This is a genomic window from Nocardia sp. NPDC057663, from assembly GCF_042799895.1.
In the GTDB taxonomy this organism is placed as follows: domain Bacteria; phylum Actinomycetota; class Actinomycetes; order Mycobacteriales; family Mycobacteriaceae; genus Nocardia.
The window spans coordinates 87,847-109,120 of the sequence record NZ_JBHVHX010000007.1 but is presented as its reverse complement, the minus strand read 5'-3'; the positions used below and the strand labels follow the sequence as shown (position 1 = coordinate 109,120).

General features: G+C 66.3%; 24 protein-coding genes and 1 pseudogene. 9 read left to right on the top strand and 16 right to left on the bottom strand.

Going from position 1 to position 21,274, the window contains the following annotated elements; all coding sequences use genetic code 11:
* Positions 1-65: 65 nt before the first annotated feature.
* Together ACFVAV_RS18040 and ACFVAV_RS18035 are read right to left on the bottom strand one after the other, a co-directional pair.
* Entirely contained in the window at positions 66-923 is an 858-nt protein-coding gene (locus ACFVAV_RS18040) for an alpha/beta hydrolase (protein WP_379036059.1), read from the bottom strand.
* A 65-nt stretch (positions 924-988) separates the two neighbouring features.
* On the bottom strand, positions 989-1,675 hold the full coding sequence (locus ACFVAV_RS18035) for a helix-turn-helix transcriptional regulator (RefSeq protein WP_379036058.1): 687 nt from the start codon (positions 1,673-1,675) through the stop codon (positions 989-991).
* Positions 1,676-2,268: 593 nt separating this feature from the next.
* Between ACFVAV_RS18035 and ACFVAV_RS18030 the strand changes: the two genes are divergently transcribed.
* Positions 2,269-2,955 carry a recombinase family protein gene (locus tag ACFVAV_RS18030; RefSeq protein ID WP_379036241.1) on the top strand — a complete coding sequence of 229 codons (687 nt, stop codon included), beginning with the start codon at positions 2,269-2,271 and terminating at the stop codon, positions 2,953-2,955.
* Here the strand turns inward: ACFVAV_RS18030 and ACFVAV_RS18025 are convergent.
* Both ACFVAV_RS18025 and ACFVAV_RS18020 read right to left on the bottom strand, forming a co-directional pair.
* Positions 2,904-3,737: an LLM class F420-dependent oxidoreductase gene (locus ACFVAV_RS18025; protein WP_379036057.1), complete on the bottom strand. Its 834-nt coding sequence runs from the start codon at positions 3,735-3,737 to the stop codon at positions 2,904-2,906. The two genes, ACFVAV_RS18030 and ACFVAV_RS18025, sit on opposite strands and share 52 nt — an antisense overlap.
* 356 nt (positions 3,738-4,093) lie before the next feature.
* The gene (locus ACFVAV_RS18020; protein WP_379036056.1) at positions 4,094-4,444 is read right to left on the bottom strand and encodes a DoxX family protein; all 351 of its coding nucleotides are present in this window, start codon (positions 4,442-4,444) and stop codon (positions 4,094-4,096) included.
* 337 nt (positions 4,445-4,781) lie between these two features.
* On the opposite strand from ACFVAV_RS18020, the gene ACFVAV_RS18015 reads away from it, so the two are divergent.
* A complete protein-coding gene (locus ACFVAV_RS18015; protein WP_379036055.1) occupies positions 4,782-5,123 on the top strand; it encodes a winged helix-turn-helix transcriptional regulator in 342 nt (113 codons plus the stop codon).
* Between the two features lie 243 nt (positions 5,124-5,366).
* On the opposite strand, the gene ACFVAV_RS18010 is transcribed toward ACFVAV_RS18015, so the two are convergent.
* Positions 5,367-5,807: a hypothetical protein gene (locus tag ACFVAV_RS18010; protein ID WP_379036054.1), complete on the bottom strand. Its 441-nt coding sequence runs from the start codon at positions 5,805-5,807 to the stop codon at positions 5,367-5,369.
* Between ACFVAV_RS18010 and ACFVAV_RS18005 the strand changes: the two genes are divergently transcribed.
* Positions 5,800-6,126, top strand: a complete 327-nt coding sequence (locus tag ACFVAV_RS18005; protein ID WP_379036053.1) for a hypothetical protein — start codon at positions 5,800-5,802, stop codon at positions 6,124-6,126. The genes ACFVAV_RS18010 and ACFVAV_RS18005 overlap by 8 nt on opposite strands.
* A gap of 440 nt (positions 6,127-6,566) precedes the next feature.
* On the top strand, positions 6,567-7,064 hold the full coding sequence (locus ACFVAV_RS18000; protein WP_379036052.1) for a MarR family winged helix-turn-helix transcriptional regulator: 498 nt from the start codon (positions 6,567-6,569) through the stop codon (positions 7,062-7,064).
* Here the strand turns inward: ACFVAV_RS18000 and ACFVAV_RS17995 are convergent.
* The 6 genes from ACFVAV_RS17995 to ACFVAV_RS17970 form a co-directional block, all read right to left on the bottom strand.
* On the bottom strand, positions 6,991-8,007 hold the full coding sequence (locus tag ACFVAV_RS17995; RefSeq protein WP_379036051.1) for a hypothetical protein: 1,017 nt from the start codon (positions 8,005-8,007) through the stop codon (positions 6,991-6,993). The genes ACFVAV_RS18000 and ACFVAV_RS17995 overlap by 74 nt on opposite strands.
* 89 nt (positions 8,008-8,096) lie before the next feature.
* Positions 8,097-8,393, bottom strand: a complete 297-nt coding sequence (locus tag ACFVAV_RS17990; RefSeq protein ID WP_379036050.1) for a hypothetical protein — start codon at positions 8,391-8,393, stop codon at positions 8,097-8,099.
* Between the two features lie 50 nt (positions 8,394-8,443).
* Positions 8,444-9,685 carry an oxygenase MpaB family protein gene (locus ACFVAV_RS17985; RefSeq protein WP_379036049.1) on the bottom strand — a complete coding sequence of 414 codons (1,242 nt, stop codon included), beginning with the start codon at positions 9,683-9,685 and terminating at the stop codon, positions 8,444-8,446.
* Positions 9,686-10,226: 541 nt separating this feature from the next.
* A complete protein-coding gene (locus tag ACFVAV_RS17980; RefSeq protein WP_379036048.1) occupies positions 10,227-10,655 on the bottom strand; it encodes a nitroreductase/quinone reductase family protein in 429 nt (142 codons plus the stop codon).
* A 78-nt stretch (positions 10,656-10,733) separates the two neighbouring features.
* Positions 10,734-11,639, bottom strand: a complete 906-nt coding sequence (locus tag ACFVAV_RS17975) for a hypothetical protein (protein WP_379036047.1) — start codon at positions 11,637-11,639, stop codon at positions 10,734-10,736.
* Positions 11,640-12,168: 529 nt separating this feature from the next.
* Positions 12,169-12,585 carry a winged helix-turn-helix transcriptional regulator gene (locus ACFVAV_RS17970; RefSeq protein WP_379036046.1) on the bottom strand — a complete coding sequence of 139 codons (417 nt, stop codon included), beginning with the start codon at positions 12,583-12,585 and terminating at the stop codon, positions 12,169-12,171.
* 98 nt (positions 12,586-12,683) lie between these two features.
* On the opposite strand from ACFVAV_RS17970, the gene ACFVAV_RS17965 reads away from it, so the two are divergent.
* Positions 12,684-13,556: an alpha/beta fold hydrolase gene (locus ACFVAV_RS17965; RefSeq protein WP_379036044.1), complete on the top strand. Its 873-nt coding sequence runs from the start codon at positions 12,684-12,686 to the stop codon at positions 13,554-13,556.
* Positions 13,557-13,627: 71 nt separating this feature from the next.
* On the opposite strand, the gene ACFVAV_RS17960 is transcribed toward ACFVAV_RS17965, so the two are convergent.
* Positions 13,628-14,059 carry a carboxymuconolactone decarboxylase family protein gene (locus ACFVAV_RS17960; RefSeq protein ID WP_379036043.1) on the bottom strand — a complete coding sequence of 144 codons (432 nt, stop codon included), beginning with the start codon at positions 14,057-14,059 and terminating at the stop codon, positions 13,628-13,630.
* 10 nt (positions 14,060-14,069) lie between these two features.
* A complete protein-coding gene (locus ACFVAV_RS17955; protein WP_379036042.1) occupies positions 14,070-15,002 on the bottom strand; it encodes an MBL fold metallo-hydrolase in 933 nt (310 codons plus the stop codon).
* Between the two features lie 350 nt (positions 15,003-15,352).
* Here ACFVAV_RS17955 and ACFVAV_RS17950 point away from each other — a divergent pair, with 350 nt between their 5' ends.
* Entirely contained in the window at positions 15,353-15,787 is a 435-nt protein-coding gene (locus tag ACFVAV_RS17950) for a Tn3 family transposase (RefSeq protein WP_379036041.1), read from the top strand.
* 163 nt (positions 15,788-15,950) lie between these two features.
* Positions 15,951-16,895: a CPBP family intramembrane glutamic endopeptidase gene (locus ACFVAV_RS17945; RefSeq protein WP_379036040.1), complete on the top strand. Its 945-nt coding sequence runs from the start codon at positions 15,951-15,953 to the stop codon at positions 16,893-16,895.
* Positions 16,896-17,045: 150 nt separating this feature from the next.
* On the opposite strand, the gene ACFVAV_RS17940 is transcribed toward ACFVAV_RS17945, so the two are convergent.
* Entirely contained in the window at positions 17,046-18,074 is a 1,029-nt protein-coding gene (locus ACFVAV_RS17940) for a helix-turn-helix transcriptional regulator (protein WP_379036038.1), read from the bottom strand.
* Between the two features lie 84 nt (positions 18,075-18,158).
* On the opposite strand from ACFVAV_RS17940, the gene ACFVAV_RS17935 reads away from it, so the two are divergent.
* Positions 18,159-18,626, top strand: coding sequence for a VOC family protein (locus ACFVAV_RS17935; RefSeq protein WP_379036037.1), 468 nt, complete (start codon positions 18,159-18,161; stop codon positions 18,624-18,626).
* A 932-nt stretch (positions 18,627-19,558) separates the two neighbouring features.
* Positions 19,559-20,116: a hypothetical protein gene (locus tag ACFVAV_RS17930; protein ID WP_379036036.1), complete on the top strand. Its 558-nt coding sequence runs from the start codon at positions 19,559-19,561 to the stop codon at positions 20,114-20,116.
* A 175-nt stretch (positions 20,117-20,291) separates the two neighbouring features.
* On the opposite strand, the pseudogene ACFVAV_RS17925 reads toward ACFVAV_RS17930, so the two are convergent.
* Together ACFVAV_RS17925 and ACFVAV_RS17920 are read right to left on the bottom strand one after the other, a co-directional pair.
* Positions 20,292-21,024: pseudogene (locus tag ACFVAV_RS17925) on the bottom strand (transposase).
* A partial coding sequence (locus ACFVAV_RS17920; RefSeq protein ID WP_379036035.1) for a hypothetical protein occupies positions 20,984-21,274 on the bottom strand: 291 nt, incomplete at its 5' end. The pseudogene ACFVAV_RS17925 and the gene ACFVAV_RS17920, both read right to left, overlap by 41 nt.

Here is a 21,274-nt window from a genome sequence, read left to right as displayed (position 1 = left end):
GCTTTCGCGACTTCATGCACATCAGGAGCATGAAGTCGCGAGATCAGCAGAACTATCCGGAGTGGTTACCCCGGAACCCTCTCGCCGTGAAGCGTCCGGTCGATCCATGCGATGACGTCGGCCAGGATGACCGGCCCCTCGGGTTCATCCTCCAACCCGTGGTAGACGCCCGGACAGGTCCGCAGTGTCGCCGACGGCACGAGGTCGACCACCTGGCGGCTGGCGGAGACCGGATTGATCAGATCGGCGTCTCCGTGAACCACGAGTAGTGGTACAGCGACTCGGGTGGCAGCCGATGCCACGCGATCCATCTGTGCCAGGACGTCGATCGCGAAGCGTGCGGTCGCTCGCCCATGGACCAAGGGATCGGCGTATCGTTCGGCGACGACGTCGGGGTCGCGATTGACACGCTCGAACCGCAGCCCGTTCGGCAATGTCAGGGTGGCGAAGGCGCGGCCGAGGCTCCTGACCACGGCCACCTTGAGACGCTGGTTCCGCAGCTCCGAGTCGAAAGCGGGTCCGGTCACCACCACCGCGGCCACGTCCGTCCCCGGCCGGTCTGCTGCGTAGAGGAACGCGTAGAGCCCGCCCAGGCTGTGGCCGTACAGCACGACCGGTGCGCCGCCCGTTCGCGCACGCTCGTGTGCGATGAGATGGTCCACGGCCCGCGCCGTCGACTGGTATCGGACGTCGCCGCGGCGTCCTTCGGATCGCCCGAATCCTTCGTAGTCCATGGCAAGCACGGAGAAACCCGCCGCGGTGAACAACCGAGCCGTGCTGTCGTAGCGGGCGGCGTGCTCGCCGAGACCGTGCATGATGACGACACTGGCCCGCGCAGGCCCGCTCGGGACCCAGTGAAGTGAGGTGAGTCGGGGGCCGCCGCCGTCCGGTGTGAAGGAGTCGAAGAGGGGTGATGTGTTCACGAGCAGTTCCTTTCGGTCTGCTCGAGCCTCGCCCCTTCCCCTGCGTCCAGGATTGGACCAACCTGCTAGGTCGGCAGGATCTCCCAACTGATCGTGCTGAACGCGGTGGGCGGGCCGCCGAAGGTTCGGCGACACGTCCTCGTGAGATGGGAGCTGTCGGTGAACCCCGCCAGATGAGCCGCATCGGTGAGCGTCCGGCCCTGCGCGACCGCTGCGGTCGCCCGGAGCAGCCGGAGCCATCTGACGTAAGCCCGGAAGGTGATTCCGAGGTCCTGGGCGAAGAGATGGGACAGCCGGCTCTCCGACAGATGAACGGTCGCGGCGAGGTCGCGAAGCCGGATGGGTCGTGAGTCCAGCTCGGTCTGAAGGCGGGTGCGTGCGGCGGCGACTCCCGGATGAAGCGGGTGCGAGGTGTTTCCGGGAGAGCGCAGGCGCCCTTCCACGTACGCACTGTGACCCTTTGTCAGGGTCTGTCCCGCGTGATGCCAGGCGCGAACGTGGGACGGATCGTCGACCAGCGCGATCAGCTCGGCACCCAGGGCAGACTCGGGCTCGACGTGCGCCACGACGCCCCAGGCGCCGGCCGCGCTGAACGCGTGCGTCTGATCGGCGGGAACGATCGCCGCGTTCGTACGTCGCTGACGACCCTGGAAATCCTCGATGACGAACGTGCCCCGGTGGGCGACGGCCACCTGCACGGAGTGGTGAGAATGCCCCGGCAGACTTCCCAGCGGACCCTCGATCTCGAGCACACCGGGACGCAAGCGCCCTATGCCAGACCACCGCGAGATCAATGGCTGTCGCTCGTCCGACGCGTGCATCGGCTGAAATATACGCGGCACGGGAGCGCTGCGACACCGCCGCGAAACAGTGGCCCCTGAATCGTCACCGTGGATGGCCATTCGAGATGGATGGCCATCTGGTCGGGATGGATGACGGGTCCGGCAGCAAAGCGACCCACTACCCCGCAGAACGCCGAACACCCTCGCTCGCAAGGAGTTCAGGGCGTCCGTGATCGGGTAATCAGCCTCGCACAGCCCTGACACAGGCTAAGTGGTTGGCGTTCAACAGCGTAAGGACCTGGCCCGAGTAGCTTCCAGTAGGCGATGTCCAGTTCCCGCACAATCCGCTGTGCGCGCTCACATGTGCGCGCTCACATCGTGGACCCAAAGCCCTCAGACGGACCCCTGCCCTCACCGCCCTATGGCTACCGACTCGCCGACGCGAGCCCACACCCGCACCCGGGCAAGGCTTCTGAAGGCAAGCATCTTCACCGGCTCGAGGCCGATCCTGTCGCCGCGCCCGTGGTTCAACGGATCTTCCGAAGCTACCTGTCCGGTGTCGGATCTTCGCCATCGCACAGCAACTGACAGCCGATGACATCGCCAGCCCATCGGCCCACGACCCCGCCCATAACCGTCACCGATCAGGAATCGCGTGGTCCAAGAGCGCGGTCCGAGCGATTCTGACCAATCCTCGCTACACCGGCTACGAGGAAGAGATCGGTAGTCTCATCGGATCCCTGGGCGGACTAGTCGACGCCCTCCGACGAGCCGATCCAGCTGACAAACATCTGGTGTTGCGGGGGCTCGGCCTGAAACTGACCTATAACGACAACACCCGGGTGGTGGTCGCCGAAGCGATTCCATCCGTGTGCGTAAAGAACGTGTCCGGAGGGGGACACACTCGCTATCCACAGACATCGCACTCAGACGACATCGCTGATTCAAACTTTGTTGCAGCCCAGTGCTCTTCACTTTCATCTCGATCGACACCGCCATCCCAGCGGGCAAACCTAGGCGCACCTGCCGACCGCTGCAACCGCGTGCAAGCTGCACGCACGCGGTTGCACATCCCAGCCCGCGCGGGGACACCCGCTATCGAACGGGTAGCGGGTCGAGGATTCCCGAGCGGTGGCGGTTGCGGCGTAGGGCGCCAACGTCGTACGCAACCCGGGTCGCCGGAGCGGCGGCCGTCATCTCACCGTGTGAGGGGCAGCACGGTCGCCAGGGTGCGCAGGGCCGCGAGGTAGTCCTCGTTCAAGACCTGGATCGCGACGTGGCCTGCCCCCGCAGACAAGTGCTCGGCCAACCCCGCAGCGACCCTGCCGGGTTCGCCATTGAGCGCGAGCACGTCGACGAGCCGATCACTGCCCGGAGCCGCCAGGTCCTCCTCGGTGAAGCCGAGCCGGCGCAGATTGCTGACATAGTTCACCAACCCCAGATACATCGGGACCATCTGCCGGGCGACAGCTCGTGCCCGGTCGGGGTCACCGTCGAGGACCACCTTCTGCTCTGCGACAAGAAGTGCGTCCGCACCGACGATCTCGTGGGCGATTCGGGTGTGCTCCGGCGGGGCGAGATAAGGCAGCGCACCGGCGGTCCGGTCGCGTGCCAGTTCCAGCACTCGCGGCCCGAGTGCCGCCAGCGCCCTGCCACCCTTCGGCACCCCCGCCGCGTCGAGTTCGTCCAGATAGCTCACCAGGGCGTCATACGGCTTGATCGCCTCAGCACCATTGGCCTCGCGATGACCGACTCCGATGCCGAGCAGGAACCGACCGGGAAACCTCTGTTCGATCCGATGGAAGGACTCCGCCACCTCATCGGCCCGCGCTGTCCAGATGTTGACGATGCTGGTGCCGACGATCAGCGATTCCGTCGATTCCAGCAGCGATTCGGCTGCCGACAGATCCGCCGGCGGCGAGCCTCCCAGCCACAGCGCCCCGAATCCCAGCTCTTCGATCTCCCGCGCGGCCTGCGGGGTGAACCCCTTGTATCCGCGCCACACACCGTATTCTCCGGCAACCTTTGTCATGCCGGACGCAACCGTCCGCCCGCCCCGTCCTATTCCCACTACATCGACGAGTGGAGTACCAGCCGCGTCTCGCGCGAAGTCGGGTGCGGCCGCTCGGCGGCCGGCCGGATCCTGCGACGCCGAATGGCTGCGTGCGCAAGGCTATGTCGACCCCTCTCATGCGGCAATGTCGTTCAGGTGCAACGGATCTACTCGCCGAACTACGGCCAGCCGAGCGACGGCCGGTGCGGAGGCCAAGCGGCCGGCCACCAGAGAGACGGCTACACCAGGAGCCCTCGTCGCATCCCGTAACCACGCCTACAACGCCTCCTGCCTCCGCCAGGGGCGGTGCGCTCCTACCGGAGAGTGGAAGGCTGTCACAGGGTTACGGAGCGTGCTGCGGCGAGAACGATGGCGACAGCGGTGAGGACGGCTGCAGGGAGGGCTCCCTTGTAGTCACCGACACGCAGGTGTGTGGCGACTGCACCGATGAAGTAGAGCGCCAAGCCGACGGCAGCGGCGATGCCGACAGGCTCCCACCAGAGTCCGATGATCAGACCACCGCCGCCGGCTATCTGGGCGAGGCCCAGGAACGGCAGCACGCTGTACGGCAGGCCGAGGGTGGACACCTGGTCGACGAGCCGCTGAGGCCGGGTGAATTTGGCTCCGGCGGAAGCCAGGAGCACCACTGACATCAGAGCGGCGATGATGGCATAGACGATGAACATGGTGAAACCTCAATTGTTGAACGAGCGGAGTGGGGACATGCGCCGACCTGGCACGTTTCGCCGGTCAGGCACTTTCGAACAGCCGGGTACAGAGTTCCGCGGGCTGGGAGATCACGGCGTCGTGGTCGGCGGTCCGAGTGTGGACACGGAACGGTTCGGTCCGCCGTTGAACTCGGGTTTCAGGATCGGCCGAAGCGCAAGGTCCTCGACTCCGACGTCTTCGAACGTGGTGTGCTGCATACGTTTGAAGGTAGGCATCCGTTAGGCACCAAAAGGTACCCTTCGGCTTGTGAGCCTCCGCCCCGGAACCGTGTTCCTCGCCGACTGCCCTGCCCGCATGGCCATCGAGATCATCTCCAGCAAATGGGCCGTGGTCACACTCTTCGCTCTGAGCGACGGCCCCCTGCGCCACGGTGAGCTGGTCGAACTGATCGGTGGTGTCTCGCGCAAGGTGCTGACACAGACACTGCGCCGCCTACAGGACAACGGGCTCATCGAACGGCGCGCGTACGCCGAAGCGCCACCCCGAGTGGAGTACAGCATGACCGAGCTCGGGCGCACCCTGGAGGAGCCCATCAGAAAGCTCACCGAGTGGGCGAGAATCAACGGTGAGGCGGTCGTCGCCTTTCACGAGGCCGCCAAGGAGAGGCGGCTGTCAGCGACGTCGATCGGTCCGTGATCAGCCGTGGCGGCCGGGCGGTGTCGGCGTCGCACCGGCCCACCGCCTCAGCCGACCGCCGAAATGACTGCGGTGTCACTGATTTCGAGCAAGCGACGACGCGCCTTCGGATCGTCGGCTTGTGAATGTGGCCGGCGCGATATAGCTGCCGACGTAGCCGCACATCCCTGCCAGCGGCGGACTCCGTCCGGCGCCGGCGAACAATTCGAAAGCTTTCCGGAATTAACTATTCGGAGTAAATATCTAATCGCGAATAATGATAATCCCGACATGTTCGGATTCACGATTTCGGCCACAGAAAGCGCAGCGCGGGCTATATTTTTTGAACACCCATTTGCGGCTCGACATCCCGTCACACCGCTGCTCGATATTTCTGGAGATCGCCATGAGATCGACCTCTTCCCTCTTTCGCGCCGGATTTCTCGCTCCGGTGGCCGTCGTAACCGTATTCTGCTTGGCCGCACCGGTAAATGCCGCCCCCGTCAGCGTGAATTGGAGCTGCCGGGGCACCATCTTCGGTATCGGCCAAACCTCGAGCATGAACACATCGGTCACCGGCACCGCGCCGAGCTCTGCGGTGTCGGGTTCCGCGGTGGCCATCACGATCACGCCGGGCGCCTCGTCGGTTCCCAGTTCGGCGTCCGGCTTCACCGTGAACAACATCAGCAACCTGAAGATGACCATTCCGACTCCCGCGAATTCGACCTTGGTCTCGGCGACCGCCTCCGGGGGTACCGTGGCCGGCTCGGTAGCGACGTCGGGTGGGAATGTCGTGCTGACCGTGCCGGGTCCGATCGCGGGCGGCACCAGCTTCACTCCCCCCGCGGTGACCATCAACGTCACCGCCGGTGTCGCCGGAACGCCGATCACCAGCAAGTACGCGGGGACCAGCTACGCCAGTCCCGGTATGACGATGACGACCAACGTCTCCTTCGTCGGCAACGTCGCGACCTCGTGCTACCCGAACCCATCCCCGACCCTCACCACCACCAACGTGACCTGAGCCCGCGCACGAGCGCCGGCGTGCACACGTCCGGCCTGCGGCGAACACCTCCGGACCGGGTTGCGCAAGCAACCCGGTCCGACCTCACCCGACCCGCACCTGGCGACTACGGTTTCCCGATAGTGCTTGCCCCACTTGGCGTTTGGTGCACAGCAGTCACTTCGACCGAATATTTCGATGCGCGGTGTCGCATCCCCGGCCATGTCGTACAGTGCATGTCCGACACCGCCACGAACGCTCCGACGGCCGGAGCGGGTGCCGCTTTCGTGATGTTCGTCAGCCACGGGTCCGAGCTGCCGGTCGATCGATTGACAGGAGCCACCATGCCCGATTCACACCCCGACTCCGCCGGCCGGAATCGGACGCCCGGCGATCGAGCACGCCCTGATCGGTGAGTTCTGGTGAGCGGTTCTAGGTTTCACGTGATCGATGGAAAGCCTGTGTGCCCGACAACAAGCGAACCCGCCAGGATCCCGGTCGAGCTGAAAAGGGCGCTGGAGTTCTATCACGGATCCGTCGAGGATCTGATCCGCGAGGTGATCAGAGTGCTCGGCGTGAACGAGACCGATCGGCGCGCACTGGAGATCGTCTTGCTGGAAGACGAGAAATCCACGACGCCCGGAATGCTTGCCGGACGGCTCGGACTCACCTCCGCCGGTGTCACGATCATGCTCAACCGGCTGGAGAAGCAAGGCTATATCGCCCGCTCGCTGCACCCGACCGATCGTCGTCGCGTGATCGTGATGGCCACCGAACTCGCGGCCCATCGCGTACAGGAACTCGTCGTACCGATGATCGTCGAGAGCTACAAGATGTTGCTGAGCTATTACGACACCGCCGAACTCGAAACAATCGCCGACTTTCTCACCCGCGCCGGCGAGTTGCAGCGAATACACCGGCAACGGCTGCGTGAGGTCGATCCCTACTCGAATCCCTGACACATGCCCACGCCGACCGCGATATGTGCCGTCGTCGATAATCACGGTCGGCACAGTTCCAGGGAGAAAGCAGGAGCTGGATGCCCAACGTCGACAACACCGAAGAACCGGTGACGGAGCCGGACAGCGACCCGACAATTCTCCGGCGACACGACCGGCCTGCCACGACGTCAGCAGCCGACCGGCTTCGACGACAGCTGACGCGCGCGGGCGTGGCGGCGGCGTTGGTGGCCACGGCCATCGGGACGACGCTCGCCGTCCGAGCCGACTCGGGCCCGCCGGTCCGGGCGAACGAGGCGAAGACCTTCTCGTGCGAACCCGCCGTAGCCACGTCGGATCCCAGCGTGGCCGGAAGCGAGGCTGCCGTGCTGCCCCCGAGCGCGGCCTCCGACATACCGAGCGAGGCCGTCGCCCCGGGCGACATCGCCGGCGGCGACACACCGACCACCGACCCTGCCCCCGCGAGCACAGTCAGTTCGACGGAAACACCGACGGTCGCGCCGACCGAAACCGCCCCGGGGAACTCGACGGTGATCTCGGTGAGTGCGAGTTTCTCTGCCACGGCGAGCATTTCGCTCGAGAGCACATCCAGTGTGCAGGACCCGGGCGCGATTCCCACGACCTCGACATCCACGGTGACTGTCCCCCTGACCCCGACGGACACGGTCACCCCCGGCCCGAGCACGGTGACGGCCGATCCCTCGACCATCACCGTCACCGCCACGACCGCGGTGCCGACCACCACGAAGCCCGCGCCGTCCAGCACCACGACGATCACGATCCCGGCCGGTTCTGCCACGACGTCGGCGTTGCCGACGTTCTCCACGCCATCACCGACGCCGGCAAGCACCTCGGCACGGCCCCCGGCGACTCCGACGACGACCATGCCGCGGCTGTCGCCGAAGCCCCCACCACCGACGACATCGCGATCGATTCCGTCCATCGCGCGCCCACCGGCCCGGTCGCCCCAGGCGACGCCGACGGGGTAGACAGCTCGTCGGACCTTGCGGTGGTGTCGATATCGACGTGCCCTCAGTACCGGGTGGGGCTACAGGGATTGGACGACCCCGCGCCGACTGCCAGGTCGCACACGCCTCCGGTGACCATCTGGATCGGGGTGATCGCCATCAGCACGATGAATCCGATGAGATCACCCCGCTGAGCGAGTTCGACCGCGGATTGCGCGGCCCTGGAGGCGGAGTCGACGACCGACGAACCGGTGCCGGCGTCGGCGACGGGACCGGCCGGCTGAGCTGTCGCGTTCGGTGCGGCGCCGAGAACGGCCACCGATGTGAGTACGGCACCGGCGAGAAAGAGCGATGGACGCATCGTGCGTCTCCTTACTTCGGGGGATCGGAACAGCGGGATAGGACACGGTTTCAGCGGTGCGGCCTGCTCATGTCGCGGTTCATCGTTGGGATCTCGATGCTGATCGGCATGCGCAGTTCGGCCAGGTAGATCAGGGCCGCCTTGCGCAGGAACTCGTCGAGCAGCCAGTACGGATCGCCGATCGGCGGGACTGCGGTGAGCAGGCCCTCGCGCACAGCGATGAACGGACCCCAGGAGACACGCAGCAACGGATCCCAGACGGGTTCGCGGGGAATGGCCAGCCCGTCGGCGATGGTGTCACCGAGCAGGAAGCGGGTGAACGCGCCGAGGACCGGCTTGCTCAGGATGGCGAAGTCGATGTTGGCGCCCAGCCCCAGCAGCCGGTCGGCGAGTTTGACGCCTTCGGGAGTCACCGCGAGGATCGGGTCGAGAACCTGCGCGGCTTGACCGTTCGCCTCCGGCCAGGAGTTCGGGATGTACTCGTCACGGACGCCGAGCAGATGCGCGGCCACCTGCCAGGAGTGCAGAAAGCCCTCGGACTCGTTCGCCGGGATCGGCACGTTCCACGAGAGCAGGTACTTCATCACCGTGGTGGCCAGGCTGTGCCAGGTGACCATGATGTCGTTCTGGCTGATCGGTATGTCCTCCTCGGCGGAGTGCACCCAGTGCGACGACTGCGGCAGCAGGTGCCGCACCGCGGCGTGCACCAGGCGGGTCTTGACGCACGTGACGATCATTTCCCCGTCGGCGGCATACGAATTCGCGGTGCCGATGTCGTAGCCGAGCTTGGCGGTCTTGGTGATGCGGTCCTTGAGATCGTGCCCGCCCTTGGAGTAGTAGACCGCCTTGGCCTCCTTGGGAATGACGGTGCTCATCATGCCGCTGGCGAATCCGTACAGCACCCCGAGGTAGAGGCCCCGCTTCTTGTTGAATTGGATCGCCGCGTCGAGCTTGCCGGGGTCGGTCCAGGGCGGCAACCTGCGCGCGTTTTCCATGAAATCCCGGAGATCGGCGGGCAATCCGGCCGGTAGTGGTTGCCCGTTGGTCTTCCACGTCCGTAGCAGTTCGTTGACCCGGGGGACGTCGCCCCGGTCGATCAGCCCGGGGACCAGGGCATCGGCTTCGGGATCCCACACCGTCATCGGATCCGCGCCCGAGCCCGAGCCCGCGATGGATCCCTCCGGTGACCAGCTCCACGGTTCCGAGCGTGCGGGCGTGGCGAAGGCGAAGGCGCCCACCACCCCCAGCATCCCGCCGAATTTCATTGCATTGCGCCTGTTCAGTGCGTCCATGGCGCCACTCCTCGTTGAGTATCAAGCCGACCGCCGTAGCACGATGAGCTTCCACCCATCACGCAACGACGGAATAGAGATTAACTTAACACCGCAGACTGACACAGGAGCGCGTTCCGATTCACACCCTTCAACAGCCGAACTATTGCCATATTCACAGGAGAAGACCGGAGATTTTCTGGCAGACCGCCCGTTGACCCGTCCTCCCATCACCCATGCAAACCCTCGTTCAATCTCGAAACGAGAAGTAACTTATAACGCGGTAGTCCTCAGAACACGCACTAGCGCTGTCGGACGCGCTCCCCCACTGGCCAACTCGTGCCGCCGTCGATCCGCGCCTATCTTCGATCGAACCAAGGCTGTCCCCGGCGCATCGGCCGAGCGGCTACCGTCACGAGTGCGCTGACGCGTCGCTCCATCGAGACCGAGAACTCGGTCCCGCGCTGTCGGGCGCCCGCGACGGACCGATCGATCTCGGCGGCAAGCAGGTGATGGTTGATCGCCACGGCCGATGCACCCGCACGGCACGCGCCTGTCGAGGTCAGGCGCGGCGGAGGGCGAGGACAGGGATGGTGCGGATCCCGGCGGTCTTCTCCGCGTAGCCGGCGAATCCTGGATAGCGGTGGGCTTGTTCCGCAAAGATGCGGTCACGGTCAGCGCCGGTGATCTCGGCGACGGTGACCGGGTATGTGTCAGTACCGATCTCGATGTCGGCGGCGCCTGCCGTGGTGAGGTTGTAATACCAGGCGGGGTTGGTGGGTGCGCCGGCCTTGCTGGCGAAGACGTAGATGGTGCCGGGGTCGTGCTCGTCTGCCAGATACATCATCGGGCTGATGAGTTCGCGGCCGGTTTTGCGGCCGCGGTGATGGACCAGCACCATCGGGGCGCCTTCGAAGTTGCCGCCGACGCGACCCTGGTTGGCACGGAACTCGGCGATGATCTCGGTGTTCCAGTCCTCGGGTGTGCTCATGGTCCGGATTCTCCCGTCGGGTACCTCCATGACCTCGGACCCGCTGCGGCGCGGCGACGAAAGTGCTGGGCCGTCGCGTCAGAAGCCGCCACCGCAGGAGGAGAAGCCGTCGTAGCCGGAGTGGCCGCCGTAGCTGGAGTGGCCGCCGATATATGGGCCGGAACGGGTCGGCGGGCGGGCCGGGATGCGCCGGAAATCGGTCCAGTGGCCGGGAGCAACTACGGCCCACCAGATTGTGAAATCCGCGCCGCTGACCCGCTCGATCTCGGCGCGATCGGCGACGGCCCAGTGCACGGTGTAGCCGGTGAGATGGTGGGTGGGGCGCTGGAGCTCGTCGATCAGTTCACCGGTGGTCAGGGTCGAGTCGTCGGCGCGGAAGACGTGAACGGTTCGATCTGATTCCGTGACGCGGTAGCTCCATCGAGTCTGGACGGCCAGCACGATGAAGCGGTCATCGCGTTTTTCCCGCTCGCGCTGGGCTTTCCAGAGTCGCGCCTGTTCTTCCTGCGCGCGTGCGTCGGCCTCCCGCACGCGGCGCCCGATCTGCTCGTGGACGGGGCGATAGCGCACGGCGATGTCGTGCAGCCGCTGTTCGAGTCCGTCGAATGCCTGCCGTGACGCGCCCCGGCTGCGGCGGCGGGCCGCCGCCCAGCCCGAATCACGCCGCAGTCCGGGTGAAAAGCCGCCCTCGATCCGCATGCCGAGCTCATGGACGAGCTGCTGTTCGGCGATCCACAGCGCATCCAGCGCCTCGGTCTGGGCCCGGATCCACGCGGCGGAGTCCCCGGCGGTGGCCTCGACCCCGATACTCCGCGTCGTCGTTCTCCGGTCCAGACAGGTCCACCCGCGCTCGTCGCGGCCTTCGGGCGTGTCGACGGCATAGATCTCGACGAATGCCCGGCCCGGGTCGAAACCCGCCATCTGCCGGTCGTTCAGGGCATAGCGGAAATTGAACGAATAGCGGTACAGCGTCACCGATACCATCGTGTTCCTCCCCCACAGGTACCTCCACGGTAGCGCCGGTGCGGTCAGGACGGGTGGGCTTCGCAGGTGAGCCTGCCAGAGGCATGGCGGGCGCGCCCAGCCTCCGGTCGTCCCCGCTGCATTCGCGGCCGCGACTCGACTTCCTATTTCCGGCACGCCGGATTCCGGCGATGTGCAGGGGGCGAAGCCGTCGGCACACCGCCACAGTCAGAACAGAGTGTCGCGCACCCGCAGTACGACAGCGCCGAAAACCCAGCCCTACCAGCCGACTACGGCACATCCGCCCCGCCACACGCTGGAGACCGCGTCGGCCTGGTGACACTGGAACAGGTGAGGCGCGTGCACATTCATGTCGCCGTCGTAGCCTCTCGTACTCTGCGGAATCCCGTACCGAGCAGGCATGCCATCGTCACGAATGTGTAAGGTAGGCAAAGTAATTCGGATCCGCCGTTCCCAGGGACTCGAATCTACGGCGGGTATCGCCGGATCGAGCTTGCCGACGTGTGCGGCATGGGCGTGTGTCGGGAAGCTACTTGGTGACGGTTGGGTCGGCTTGTGCGTCGTTGACGGTGTTGGCGTAGTCGATCTCGGCCATATGATCCTCGGCCCAGGTGCGCAGTGCCGCCAAGGGGACCTCCAGGGACAAGCCCAGTTCGGTGAGCCGATAGTGCACGCGCGGTGGCACTGTCGGCTCCACCCGGCGGGTGACCAGACCGTCCCGGACCAGATTGTGCAGGGTCACCGACAGCATCTTCTGGGACACACCGGGCATTCGCCGCCGCAGCTCGGCAAACCGAACCTCGCCCGGAGCGGCCTGCGCGAGCACCTTGACCGCCATCGATGTCCATTTCGTGCCGATGCGGTCCAGCAATTGACGTGTCGGGCATTGGCAATCGAACAGATCGCCGCGAACCGGCGTCTTCGCCTGCGCTGCTCGAGTAGTCACCTAGACCTCACCACCTGTAGTCGAAGTGCCTTCTTGGCAGCGCAACCGACGTTACCTACCGTTTCCTGGTAACTAATAGTAACCATACGGAGGGTTCCATGGCCCACACGCCACCGGTCCACACCGCCCCTATCGAGCTGCGCCAGATCGAGACCAACGGCATCCGTGCCAACGTCGCCCTGGCAGGCTCCGGCCCCGCGATCGTTCTGCTGCACGGTTTTCCGCACACCTGGCGACTGTGGAGCGAGATCATCGGCCCGTTGTCCGCGCACTGCCGGATCATCGCCCCGGACCTGCGCGGGTTCGGCGCCACCACCCGTGCGTCGGACGGCTACGACGCCGGCACGCTGGCCGCCGATATCGCCGGGATCCTCGATGCCCTCGGCGAACCCACCGCGGACGTGGTCGCGATCGATGCCGGCACCCCGGTCGCAGTCCTGCTCGCCCTGCGCCACCCCGACCGGGTACGACGGCTGGTGGTCATGGAGGCACTACTGGGCAGGCTCCCCGGTGCCGAGGACTTCCTCGCCGCGGGTCCCCCGTGGTGGTTCGGATTCCACGCCGTCCCCGGTCTCGCCGAAACGGTCCTGCTCGGCAACGAGGCGCGGTATGTCGATTGGTTTCTCACCACCGGTACTCGGGGCCGGGGTGTGCGGGCAGATATCCACGATGCGTTCGTCGATGCCTACACCGGAGACGACGCCCTCCGGTGCGCCTTCTCCTATTACCGCGCACTGCCGACCAGCGCCCACCAGCTCGATCTCGCCGTGGCGGCCCACCGGCTCACCACACCCACGCTGGCGATCGGTGCCCACCCCGTCGGCGACGCGCTGGAGCGGCAGCTTCGACCCATCACCGACGACCTTGTAGGACAGGTCATTCCGGATTGCGGTCACATCATCCCGCTGGACAGGCCGCGCGAACTGCTCGACCTCATGATGCCCTTCCTCGCCACAGAACGACCCACCTGACCATCGCCATTTCCACCGGAATGCCAGCTTTCGCCGCCGTGCTCGAGTGCTGAACGCGGCCGCCACGCCCGTCAACCATCGTCCCGGTGGTGGAAGCCGGAATCGGCCGCGCGCTCGATGGTTTCCATCACCGAGGACGCGCGTGGGTAGCCGATGTAGGTAGCCAGCAGTGTCATCAAAGCGGTGAGCCCGTCGTGGCTGATGCCGTGCGCGCCGGCCTGTCTCAGGTGGGTGGTGAGCCGGTCACCGGAGATACCTTGGGCGGCCGGCGCCGTGATGATCGCTATGCTGCGATCGCGACCGGTCAAACCGGGCTGGGTCCAGGCCGCTCCCCCGGCGGCGACAAATGCCTCCGCGGCGAAGACCGGCCCGACCCGGGCAGACATGACCGAGGCCACGTCGTGCTCGGGAACCTCGAAGATCCGGGAATACACCCCGATGCCGCGTCGGCGTCTCAACTCCGTCGAGTTGTCGGCGCCCTGGTTATTGTCGTTGTCGTCCATGGCGTCGGCCTCAGTCGGCCGAGCCGGGCACGGTGTTCGCCGGCGCGTGGTGTCGTGCGTGTTCGGCGCACAGGCAACCAACACCGCGCTCGATCCACTCCCGCATCGTCCAGTCCGGGTGCCGTTCGATCATCAGCGAGCGGACCTCCTCGGTGATGTCTTGCTCGCTCATCGCCGAGTCGCGTCGCCGCCAGGTCTCGTCCCGCAGCTCACGCAGGTAGTCGCGCACGTCTGCCAGGAGCTGGGCATCGCCGATCGCACCATGTCCTGGCACTACCACCCGAGGTGCTTCGGCGGCGAGTCGCTCCATCACCTCGATCCAGGCCACCCCGGAGACGTCGGTGTCGTACGGCGGGAACCACGGGAAGATCGCGAACTGGCCGGCTTCGGCCAGGTCACCGGTGAACAGCACGCCGGCATCGGGGACAGCCACGACCTGATCGCCGCTGCTGTGCGCGCGCCCGGTCGGGCGCAACTGCACGATTCGCCCGCCCAGGTCCAATTCGAAGGCGCCGTCGTACACCCGGTCCGGCGCAGGGAGATCCACCCCTTCGAGCTCCCGAGCCACCGGTTCTCCGAGCTGCCGGAACATCGCGAGATAGCTCTCACCCTTGTGCGCGAGGTCTTCGGCCTGGGCCCGGTTGACCAGGTAGGTCGCCTCCCCGGCGAATACCTGTGCGCCGAACGCGTGCTCGGGATGGAAATGCGTGGTCGTCAGATAGAGTTTGCGGCCCTTGGCTTGCTCGGCGGCGAAGGCGAGCACCTTCTCGGCGTTGCGCGGGCCCATCCCGGTGTCGACCACCAGCACCGAATGCGTGCCGCCGATCACGCCTATGTTCGGTACGAGATCGACGCCGCGATTCGGAATCGCGAGCACATCGCGTGCCAGGTCCTGCACATCGGCGATCTCGACGACAGGGTCTGGATGGTTGTCAGTAGGCATGGTCAACTCCGATGCTGGGCGGGGGCAGTCCCTCGAACGATCGCTGCCTGATGGCCGATCCGATCACTTCCACTCCAGCACCAGCTCGCGCCTGCCGTCCAAGACCGATTGAGCACGACCGATACCGTGCGGGTATCGACCATGCTTACGCCCGGAATGGGCTAGGCGAGGGAGAGCGGGCACTATTGGCGCCACTGTGTGGTCTCGTGATGATTCGGGTACCGGACAGCAAGTCGGGCCGGCATCGGCGCCGGGCAGGATGGCGTCGGCGACGATGTCGAAAACGTGCGCAGTGGGCGGGCTGATCGGCGATCGTCTGCGGTTCAGGCGGTCATCGCGACACGTCATGGATGGCGTGCGGAATCCGAGGGCTTGTTCCCTACCGGCGTGAAGGCAGGGCCCAGGCCAACCTGACCGAGGGCCGTCTCGGCCTGGGGCACAACATCTTCCACGGCCGCAAGGATGAGATCGCCCACGCCTGTCTCGACGGCATCGAGAACCAGCTCTCCGCCCTCGGGCTGATCCTCAACTGCGTCGTGCTGTGGAACTCGGTGTACCTGGATCGCGCTCGACGCGCCCAGGACTACCCGGTCCGCGACGAAGACGCCGCCCGGCTGTCGGCGTTCATTCGCAAACACATTCGGCTGCAACGCCACTACAGCTTCCACCTGCCCGACCTGGGCGGTGCCCACCCGGCCACTGCGCGACCCGGACACCCCCGACGAGGACGACTGACATCGGCGGTTCGAAGACAGCGAGCGGTTCTAGTCCGAGTGACTCGATGACACCCTGCGCACCTCTGAAGCTATCCGGCACCGTCGTCGTCCCCCGCCAGAGCTACCGCCATCGCCCCCTCCAGCGTGATGTCACGGTGGGCTCCGGCTGCCTACTGTCGGTTGCGCCGTCCGTGGCCATTGCGAAAACCTCCAGCAGACAGGGATCGGAATCATGAGACCCATAGATCGTGCGGGCAGCGCGCTCTCACACGCTGAACTGTCCACCGGCCGGCGCCGGTTGCGCAGGTTCCGGTTCCCCGTCCTGGTGCTGGTGTTGCTCAGCGTGATCGCGGCGTTCGCCGGGATCGACCGGCTCGTCGCGCCCGTTCCGGCGCTCGCGCTGCCGGTGGGGATCGGTCTGGCCGGCGCCGGGGTGGTCGGCTACCGCTGGCTGTCGCGAACCGTCGAGTCACGCCCGAGCGTCCCCGAACTCGCGACCGCGGGCACGTGGTCCTGGTTGTGGCGTGGGATGTTGCTGGGGTCCGGCCTGTTCACCGCGGTGATGCTGCTCATCGCGGCGTTCGGTGGCTGGCAGGGCCTGTCCTGGGGCTCGGTCGGCGGGTTCCTCGCGACCGCTGGCGCGATGGCGGCCGTTGCGGTCGCCGAGGAGACCCTGTTCCGCGGGATCGTGTTCCGCATCGTGGAGGAACGTACCGGCACCGTGGTGGCGCTGGTCGTGTCCGCGCTGCTGTTCGGCGCGGCACACCTGGTCAATGTCGACGCCACGCTGCTGGGCACACTCTCGATCGCCGTGACCGGCGGAACCCTGACCGCCGCCGCCTACGTCGCGACCCGCTCACTGTGGCTGCCGATCGGCCTGCACTTCGGCTGGAACTTCATCCAGGCCGGTGTCTTCGGTGTCACGGTGTCCGGCTCGGGCACCGCGTCCCATGGCCTGCTGCACACCACACTGTCCGGGTCCTCCCTGCTGACCGGCGGCGCATTCGGGCCGGAGGCCAGCCTGTTCGCGCTGCTGGTCTGCCTGGTGCCCACCGCCGTCCTGCTGCGTCGGGCCGCCCGCACCGGACAGATCCGGCACCGCCCACGAGGCACTTCGGCGCGCGGCAGCAGCTCGCGCCCGAGCAGTCGCGTGATGTTGAACCCGATTTCCGATTGACCGTGCGTATCAACGCAATTCGCTCCCCAGCGCCGTTCCGGTGCCATGACGAATCGCGCCGTCGACCATCACGTGCACCTCGGAGGCGGGGCAGTCGGGAAGCCGGGAGGGATGACCAACTTTAGATCGACCCGACGGCGCGACCGGCAGTCAGCGGCCTCGTGCGGTGCGCTCGGCGCGGTGGGACAGGTCGGCGAACGCGTCGCGCAGTGTTTGCGGGCCGATGACCTCGATGTCGGTGTCGAACCGCATCAACGTGGCTGCGAGCCCGGCCCACGACCAGGACCCGATCAGCAGTCGAGTGCGGGCGGGCCCGAGTTCCTCGACGACGCCGTCACCGGCGAACGGTGCCACGCGAGCGGCGGCGAGATCGAGGATCACCTCGCCGCAGCACGGCCAATTGTCCGCGCCCTCGGAGCCTTTGAACCGGGCGGATACGAAGGCGGCAACGTCGCCACCCGGCAGCTGCCGGGGTGTGAAGCGCGGCCCGTGGGGGGTGCGCAACCTCATCCGGTCGACGCGGTAGATGCGCCAGTCCCCGCGCTCTGGATTCCATCCGATCAGGTACCAGCGTCCGCCCTGGATCACCAGGTGGTGGGGCTGCACTCGCCGCGGCGGCTGCAGGCCGGTTTCTGCTGCCGGTGTCGGCGACACGTAGTCGAACCGCAGCTCCTCGGCGGCTCGAATGGCCGCGCTCAGCGCGAGCAGGACTTCGGTGTCGACTCGGGGTCCGGCGCCGCGCCCGGCAGATTCGACCGCGGTGATCTCGAGGGCGTCGATGCGCTGACGCAGCCGTGCCGGCAGAACCTGGCGGACCGTCGCCAGCGCTCGCGTCGCGGCCTCCTCGATACCCGCCCCCGCCCCGACCGCGATCCGCAATGCCACGGCCAGCGCGATCGCCTGTTCGTCGTCGAACAGCAGCGGTGGCAGCTCGCTACCTGCGTCGAGCCGGTAGCCGCCCTCGGGTCCCTTGACAGCATGGACGAGGTACCCGAGCTCGCGGAGGCGATCGACGTCGCGGCGCACGGTGCGGTCGCTGACACCGAGCCGCTGGGCGAGTAGGCCGCCGGGCCAGTCGCGGCGGACCTGTAGCAGCGACAACAACGAGAGCAGGCGACGGGAGGTTGCTGTCGAGGTGGCGGTCGGCATGGTGGCCAGATTGCCATGAATAGCGGACATTCCCTGTCCTGTACTGCTGCGAGAGTGAATTCCGTTGCCGGAAGCCTCCGGCTGCGAAACCATGTGTGAAAGGACCAGGCCATCATGTCGATCAACGCAGTTGCCCACCTGAATTTCCACGGGCAGGCTCGTGCGGCTCTGGAGTTCTATCAGTCGGTGTTCGGTGGGCACATCTCGATTGCCACCTACGGCGACTTCGGGATGCCCGCGGAGGTGCCGGGTGCAAGCAATGTGGTGTTCGGCCAGGTTGTCGCCGACAACGGGTTCCGGGTCATGGCATACGACGTGCCCGGCCCGGACGCACCGGTCGCCGAGGACGCGCCGACCACCCGCCGCGAAAACGGCACCACCATCACCACGGACCCGTTCTTCCTGTCCGTACGCGGCGACACCGTCGAGGAAGTCGGCGCGTTGTGGAAGCTCCTCGTAGACGGTGCGACGGTCATCGAGGAATTCGCCGCAGCCCAATGGACGCCCGGTTTCGGCATGCTGCGCGATCGTTTCGGCGTCACCTGGATCCTCGACGTCACGGTCGACTACGCCCAGGCCTGACGGCATTTCGTCCCGCCTTCCCTGCGGGGTGCGACCGGATTCGGTCGCACCCCGCTCGGTCGGCCCGACCGAGCGTCGGACGCGAGAACACAGGAGCCCCATGCGCACTCGCCCACTCGGTCGGACCGGCATCCAGGTCAGCCCATATGCGTTGGGCACCATGAAGCACCGGTCATCTGGACGCGCCGTGTGCCCGACCACCGGCCTGGCCCATCGACCAGGTGCGGGCCGACGACCATCTGCGGGTCGACCCCCGCTTCGATCGCGGCGAGGTGGCGTTCGATCGTGGCTCGGGCGTCGCGGTGTAGCGCTTACGGGGCATCGCGACGAACCTCGGTCGAGGAGATCTCCCGGGTTCGGGTAAGGAAGTGGGCCACCGGGCAAGCCCTGAGCGTCGAGGACGTCGTGGTTGCGGCCGCGCGGCGAACTGGTCCAGATCTGCGGCAGGGTCTGTGAGCCGGAGCCCGCTGTTGGACATGCGGGGGTGGTGGGAATCGGGAAGAGTCCATCGGCAACCCCAGTAGCCCCGGGGAAGCTTCAGCCGGATGCCTATGCGAGCTGGCCAAGTGACGCCATGTGCTCGAACAGGATCCCTCAACCTCGGGCCTCCCGGGGCATTGCAGCCGACGTTGAGCGCGACCGCGGCCTGTGCCTCATCCGCCGGCTGGACGATGGGATCTGTCCTCGCGGAGCGGGGGTGCGGACTGCTCGGGCTCGACTTCTTGCGGTGGTAGATCGTTGTCGATAGCGTCACTGTCGAAGGGACTTGGGGAAATCGGGGAATCGTGGTCGGCGCCGCGGATGCGGAGTTCGGGGCGAGAGCGTTCCGGTGCAGAGGCAGGGGCGGGATCGTCATAGTGAGTGTCAGGGTGCGCATGGACGCAAAGGCGGCGCGAGGACTCGTTCTTCGGTGGGCGGTCACGGTATCGGTGATGATGACGCTCGCAGGATGTGGAGAACCCAGTAAAACCTCGGCCACAGCGGCCAGCGAACCCGCGGCCCCCACCGCGGTCCGAACACAGCCTCGCGGCATCGAGAGCATGAACCAACCGTGCCTTCCGCAACCGGGTTTCTATCCGGCGGCGGACGCTTTCGTCGGTCCCGCCCCGCATCCGGTGGCGGTATTCGACAGCGACAACGGCCCGATCTGGAATACCCCGCTCCAACCGCCCGAGTGGATGAACCAGTCAGACCCGCTGAGATATCAGCTCATCGTTTGCCTGGGGGTCAGCCAGGACGGTGGTGAGCTGATCCGGGCCTGCGAGTTCACCGGAATCGAGCCGATACGGTTGCCACTATTTCGTGGGCGCTACGCTGCCAGGATCTATGAGACGCGGACGGCAGAGCTGCTCGGAACCGAACAGATTCTCGGGCAGCCGGACCGCGGGTGCCCAACGGTGGTGCGGTTCGCACCGAACGAGCGACAATGGCTGTTCTCGAACCCCGACCTGATTGAATTGCAAAGGGTGCTGGGCAAATATGTCTACTGAGCCAGCCGTTACCGGTCTCCATTTTCGCGGAGTGACGGCTACTTGTCGTTGTCGGCGAGCAAGATGTTGGCGGCGGCCTCGTCGATTGCCCAGCACGGGAGCTGGGTAGGTTCGGCCTAAGGAATGTCCCGTAAGTCTGGGGTCGGTGACAATGATCGGTCCACCTAACAGGGAATCAGTAGGCGTGGGCGAGGTTGGCCAGAGCCGCTACCCCGGCCATCGCGACACCCACCCGCTCACCGCGTAAGCGGCAGTCGCGCAAGATCTTCCAGGTCTTCATCCGGGCAAAAACATGCTCGACACGGGCACGGACCTTACGGTGGGACTTGTTGTGGGCCTGTTTCCATTCCGGCCGCTCGACACCGGGCGAGCGGCGGTGCGGGATGATCCCAAACCGGTGCCCTGGTAGCCGCCATCAGCAATCACCACCGCGTTGCGGCAAGCATGGGAGGCACCGGAGTCGACCCAGGCCCGGCAGTCATTGCGGTTACCCGGCAACGGTTTTCCCAGCGCGACGACCAGTTCGGTGTCGGCGTCGATGACGACTTGGTGATTCGTCGAGTACCGGTAGTTCTTGCTCGGCGCGGCGACCTTGTGATCACGGGTCGGGACCAGGGCGCCGTCCACGCTCAACACCGCACCACGAGTGCTCCTGCACTGCAACCGGCACGAACAGCGGCTCAGCAACGCCGCCGATCGTCGGTCCGAAATCAGCGAGTTCGGCCAAGCGAGACCGCAGATTCGGATCTGACGCAGTTGCTGCCGCGTCTGCACTGGGTCTGGATTTCGTGCCCGAGCATCGGAACCCGTATTGGCATTCCGTGCAATGGTTCGACAGCCCCGACACGAACCGGAAACGTGAGGATTTCACCGGGTGTAGAGCCGCACTTGCGACTCACCGGTCCCATTCCTGATCGGGTCGGTGTACCTCGGAGCGATGACGAGGGTGTACTCGCCGTCGACCGGCAGGGCCGTGGTGTCGATGGAGCCGCTGCCGTCACTGCTGATGCATCCTGTAGCGATCTCCTTGCCGCCCGGCTCGCGCAGCGACAAGAAGCAGCCGGACGGCGTCAGGGTCGATAAGGCCACCTCGACGGATACCGTCTGCCCCTTGGTGCCGGCGAACCGGAACCGGCTCGCAGCACCGGGGGTGTCGAT

Bases quoted from the DNA above. Each gene is read 5' to 3' on its own strand.
- ACFVAV_RS18025 (WP_379036057.1), bottom strand. From the start codon at position 3,737: ATGACAAAGGTTGCCGGAGAATACGGTGTGTGGCGCGGATACAAGGGG.
- ACFVAV_RS18020 (WP_379036056.1), bottom strand. From the start codon at position 4,444: ATGTTCATCGTCTATGCCATCATCGCCGCTCTGATGTCAGTGGTGCTC.
- ACFVAV_RS18015 (WP_379036055.1), top strand. From the start codon at position 4,782: ATGGCCATCGAGATCATCTCCAGCAAATGGGCCGTGGTCACACTCTTC.
- ACFVAV_RS18005 (WP_379036053.1), top strand. From the start codon at position 5,800: ATGACCATTCCGACTCCCGCGAATTCGACCTTGGTCTCGGCGACCGCC.
- ACFVAV_RS18010 (WP_379036054.1), bottom strand. From the start codon at position 5,807: ATGGTCATCTTCAGGTTGCTGATGTTGTTCACGGTGAAGCCGGACGCC.
- ACFVAV_RS17995 (WP_379036051.1), bottom strand. From the start codon at position 8,007: ATGGACGGAATCGATCGCGATGTCGTCGGTGGTGGGGGCTTCGGCGAC.
- ACFVAV_RS17990 (WP_379036050.1), bottom strand. From the start codon at position 8,393: ATGCGTCCATCGCTCTTTCTCGCCGGTGCCGTACTCACATCGGTGGCC.
- ACFVAV_RS17985 (WP_379036049.1), bottom strand. From the start codon at position 9,685: ATGGACGCACTGAACAGGCGCAATGCAATGAAATTCGGCGGGATGCTG.
- ACFVAV_RS17980 (WP_379036048.1), bottom strand. From the start codon at position 10,655: ATGAGCACACCCGAGGACTGGAACACCGAGATCATCGCCGAGTTCCGT.
- ACFVAV_RS17975 (WP_379036047.1), bottom strand. From the start codon at position 11,639: ATGGTATCGGTGACGCTGTACCGCTATTCGTTCAATTTCCGCTATGCC.
- ACFVAV_RS17965 (WP_379036044.1), top strand. From the start codon at position 12,684: ATGGCCCACACGCCACCGGTCCACACCGCCCCTATCGAGCTGCGCCAG.
- ACFVAV_RS17960 (WP_379036043.1), bottom strand. From the start codon at position 14,059: ATGGACGACAACGACAATAACCAGGGCGCCGACAACTCGACGGAGTTG.
- ACFVAV_RS17955 (WP_379036042.1), bottom strand. From the start codon at position 15,002: ATGCCTACTGACAACCATCCAGACCCTGTCGTCGAGATCGCCGATGTG.
- ACFVAV_RS17950 (WP_379036041.1), top strand. From the start codon at position 15,353: ATGGCGTGCGGAATCCGAGGGCTTGTTCCCTACCGGCGTGAAGGCAGG.
- ACFVAV_RS17945 (WP_379036040.1), top strand. From the start codon at position 15,951: ATGAGACCCATAGATCGTGCGGGCAGCGCGCTCTCACACGCTGAACTG.
- ACFVAV_RS17940 (WP_379036038.1), bottom strand. From the start codon at position 18,074: ATGTCCGCTATTCATGGCAATCTGGCCACCATGCCGACCGCCACCTCG.
- ACFVAV_RS17935 (WP_379036037.1), top strand. From the start codon at position 18,159: ATGTCGATCAACGCAGTTGCCCACCTGAATTTCCACGGGCAGGCTCGT.
- ACFVAV_RS17930 (WP_379036036.1), top strand. From the start codon at position 19,559: ATGATGACGCTCGCAGGATGTGGAGAACCCAGTAAAACCTCGGCCACA.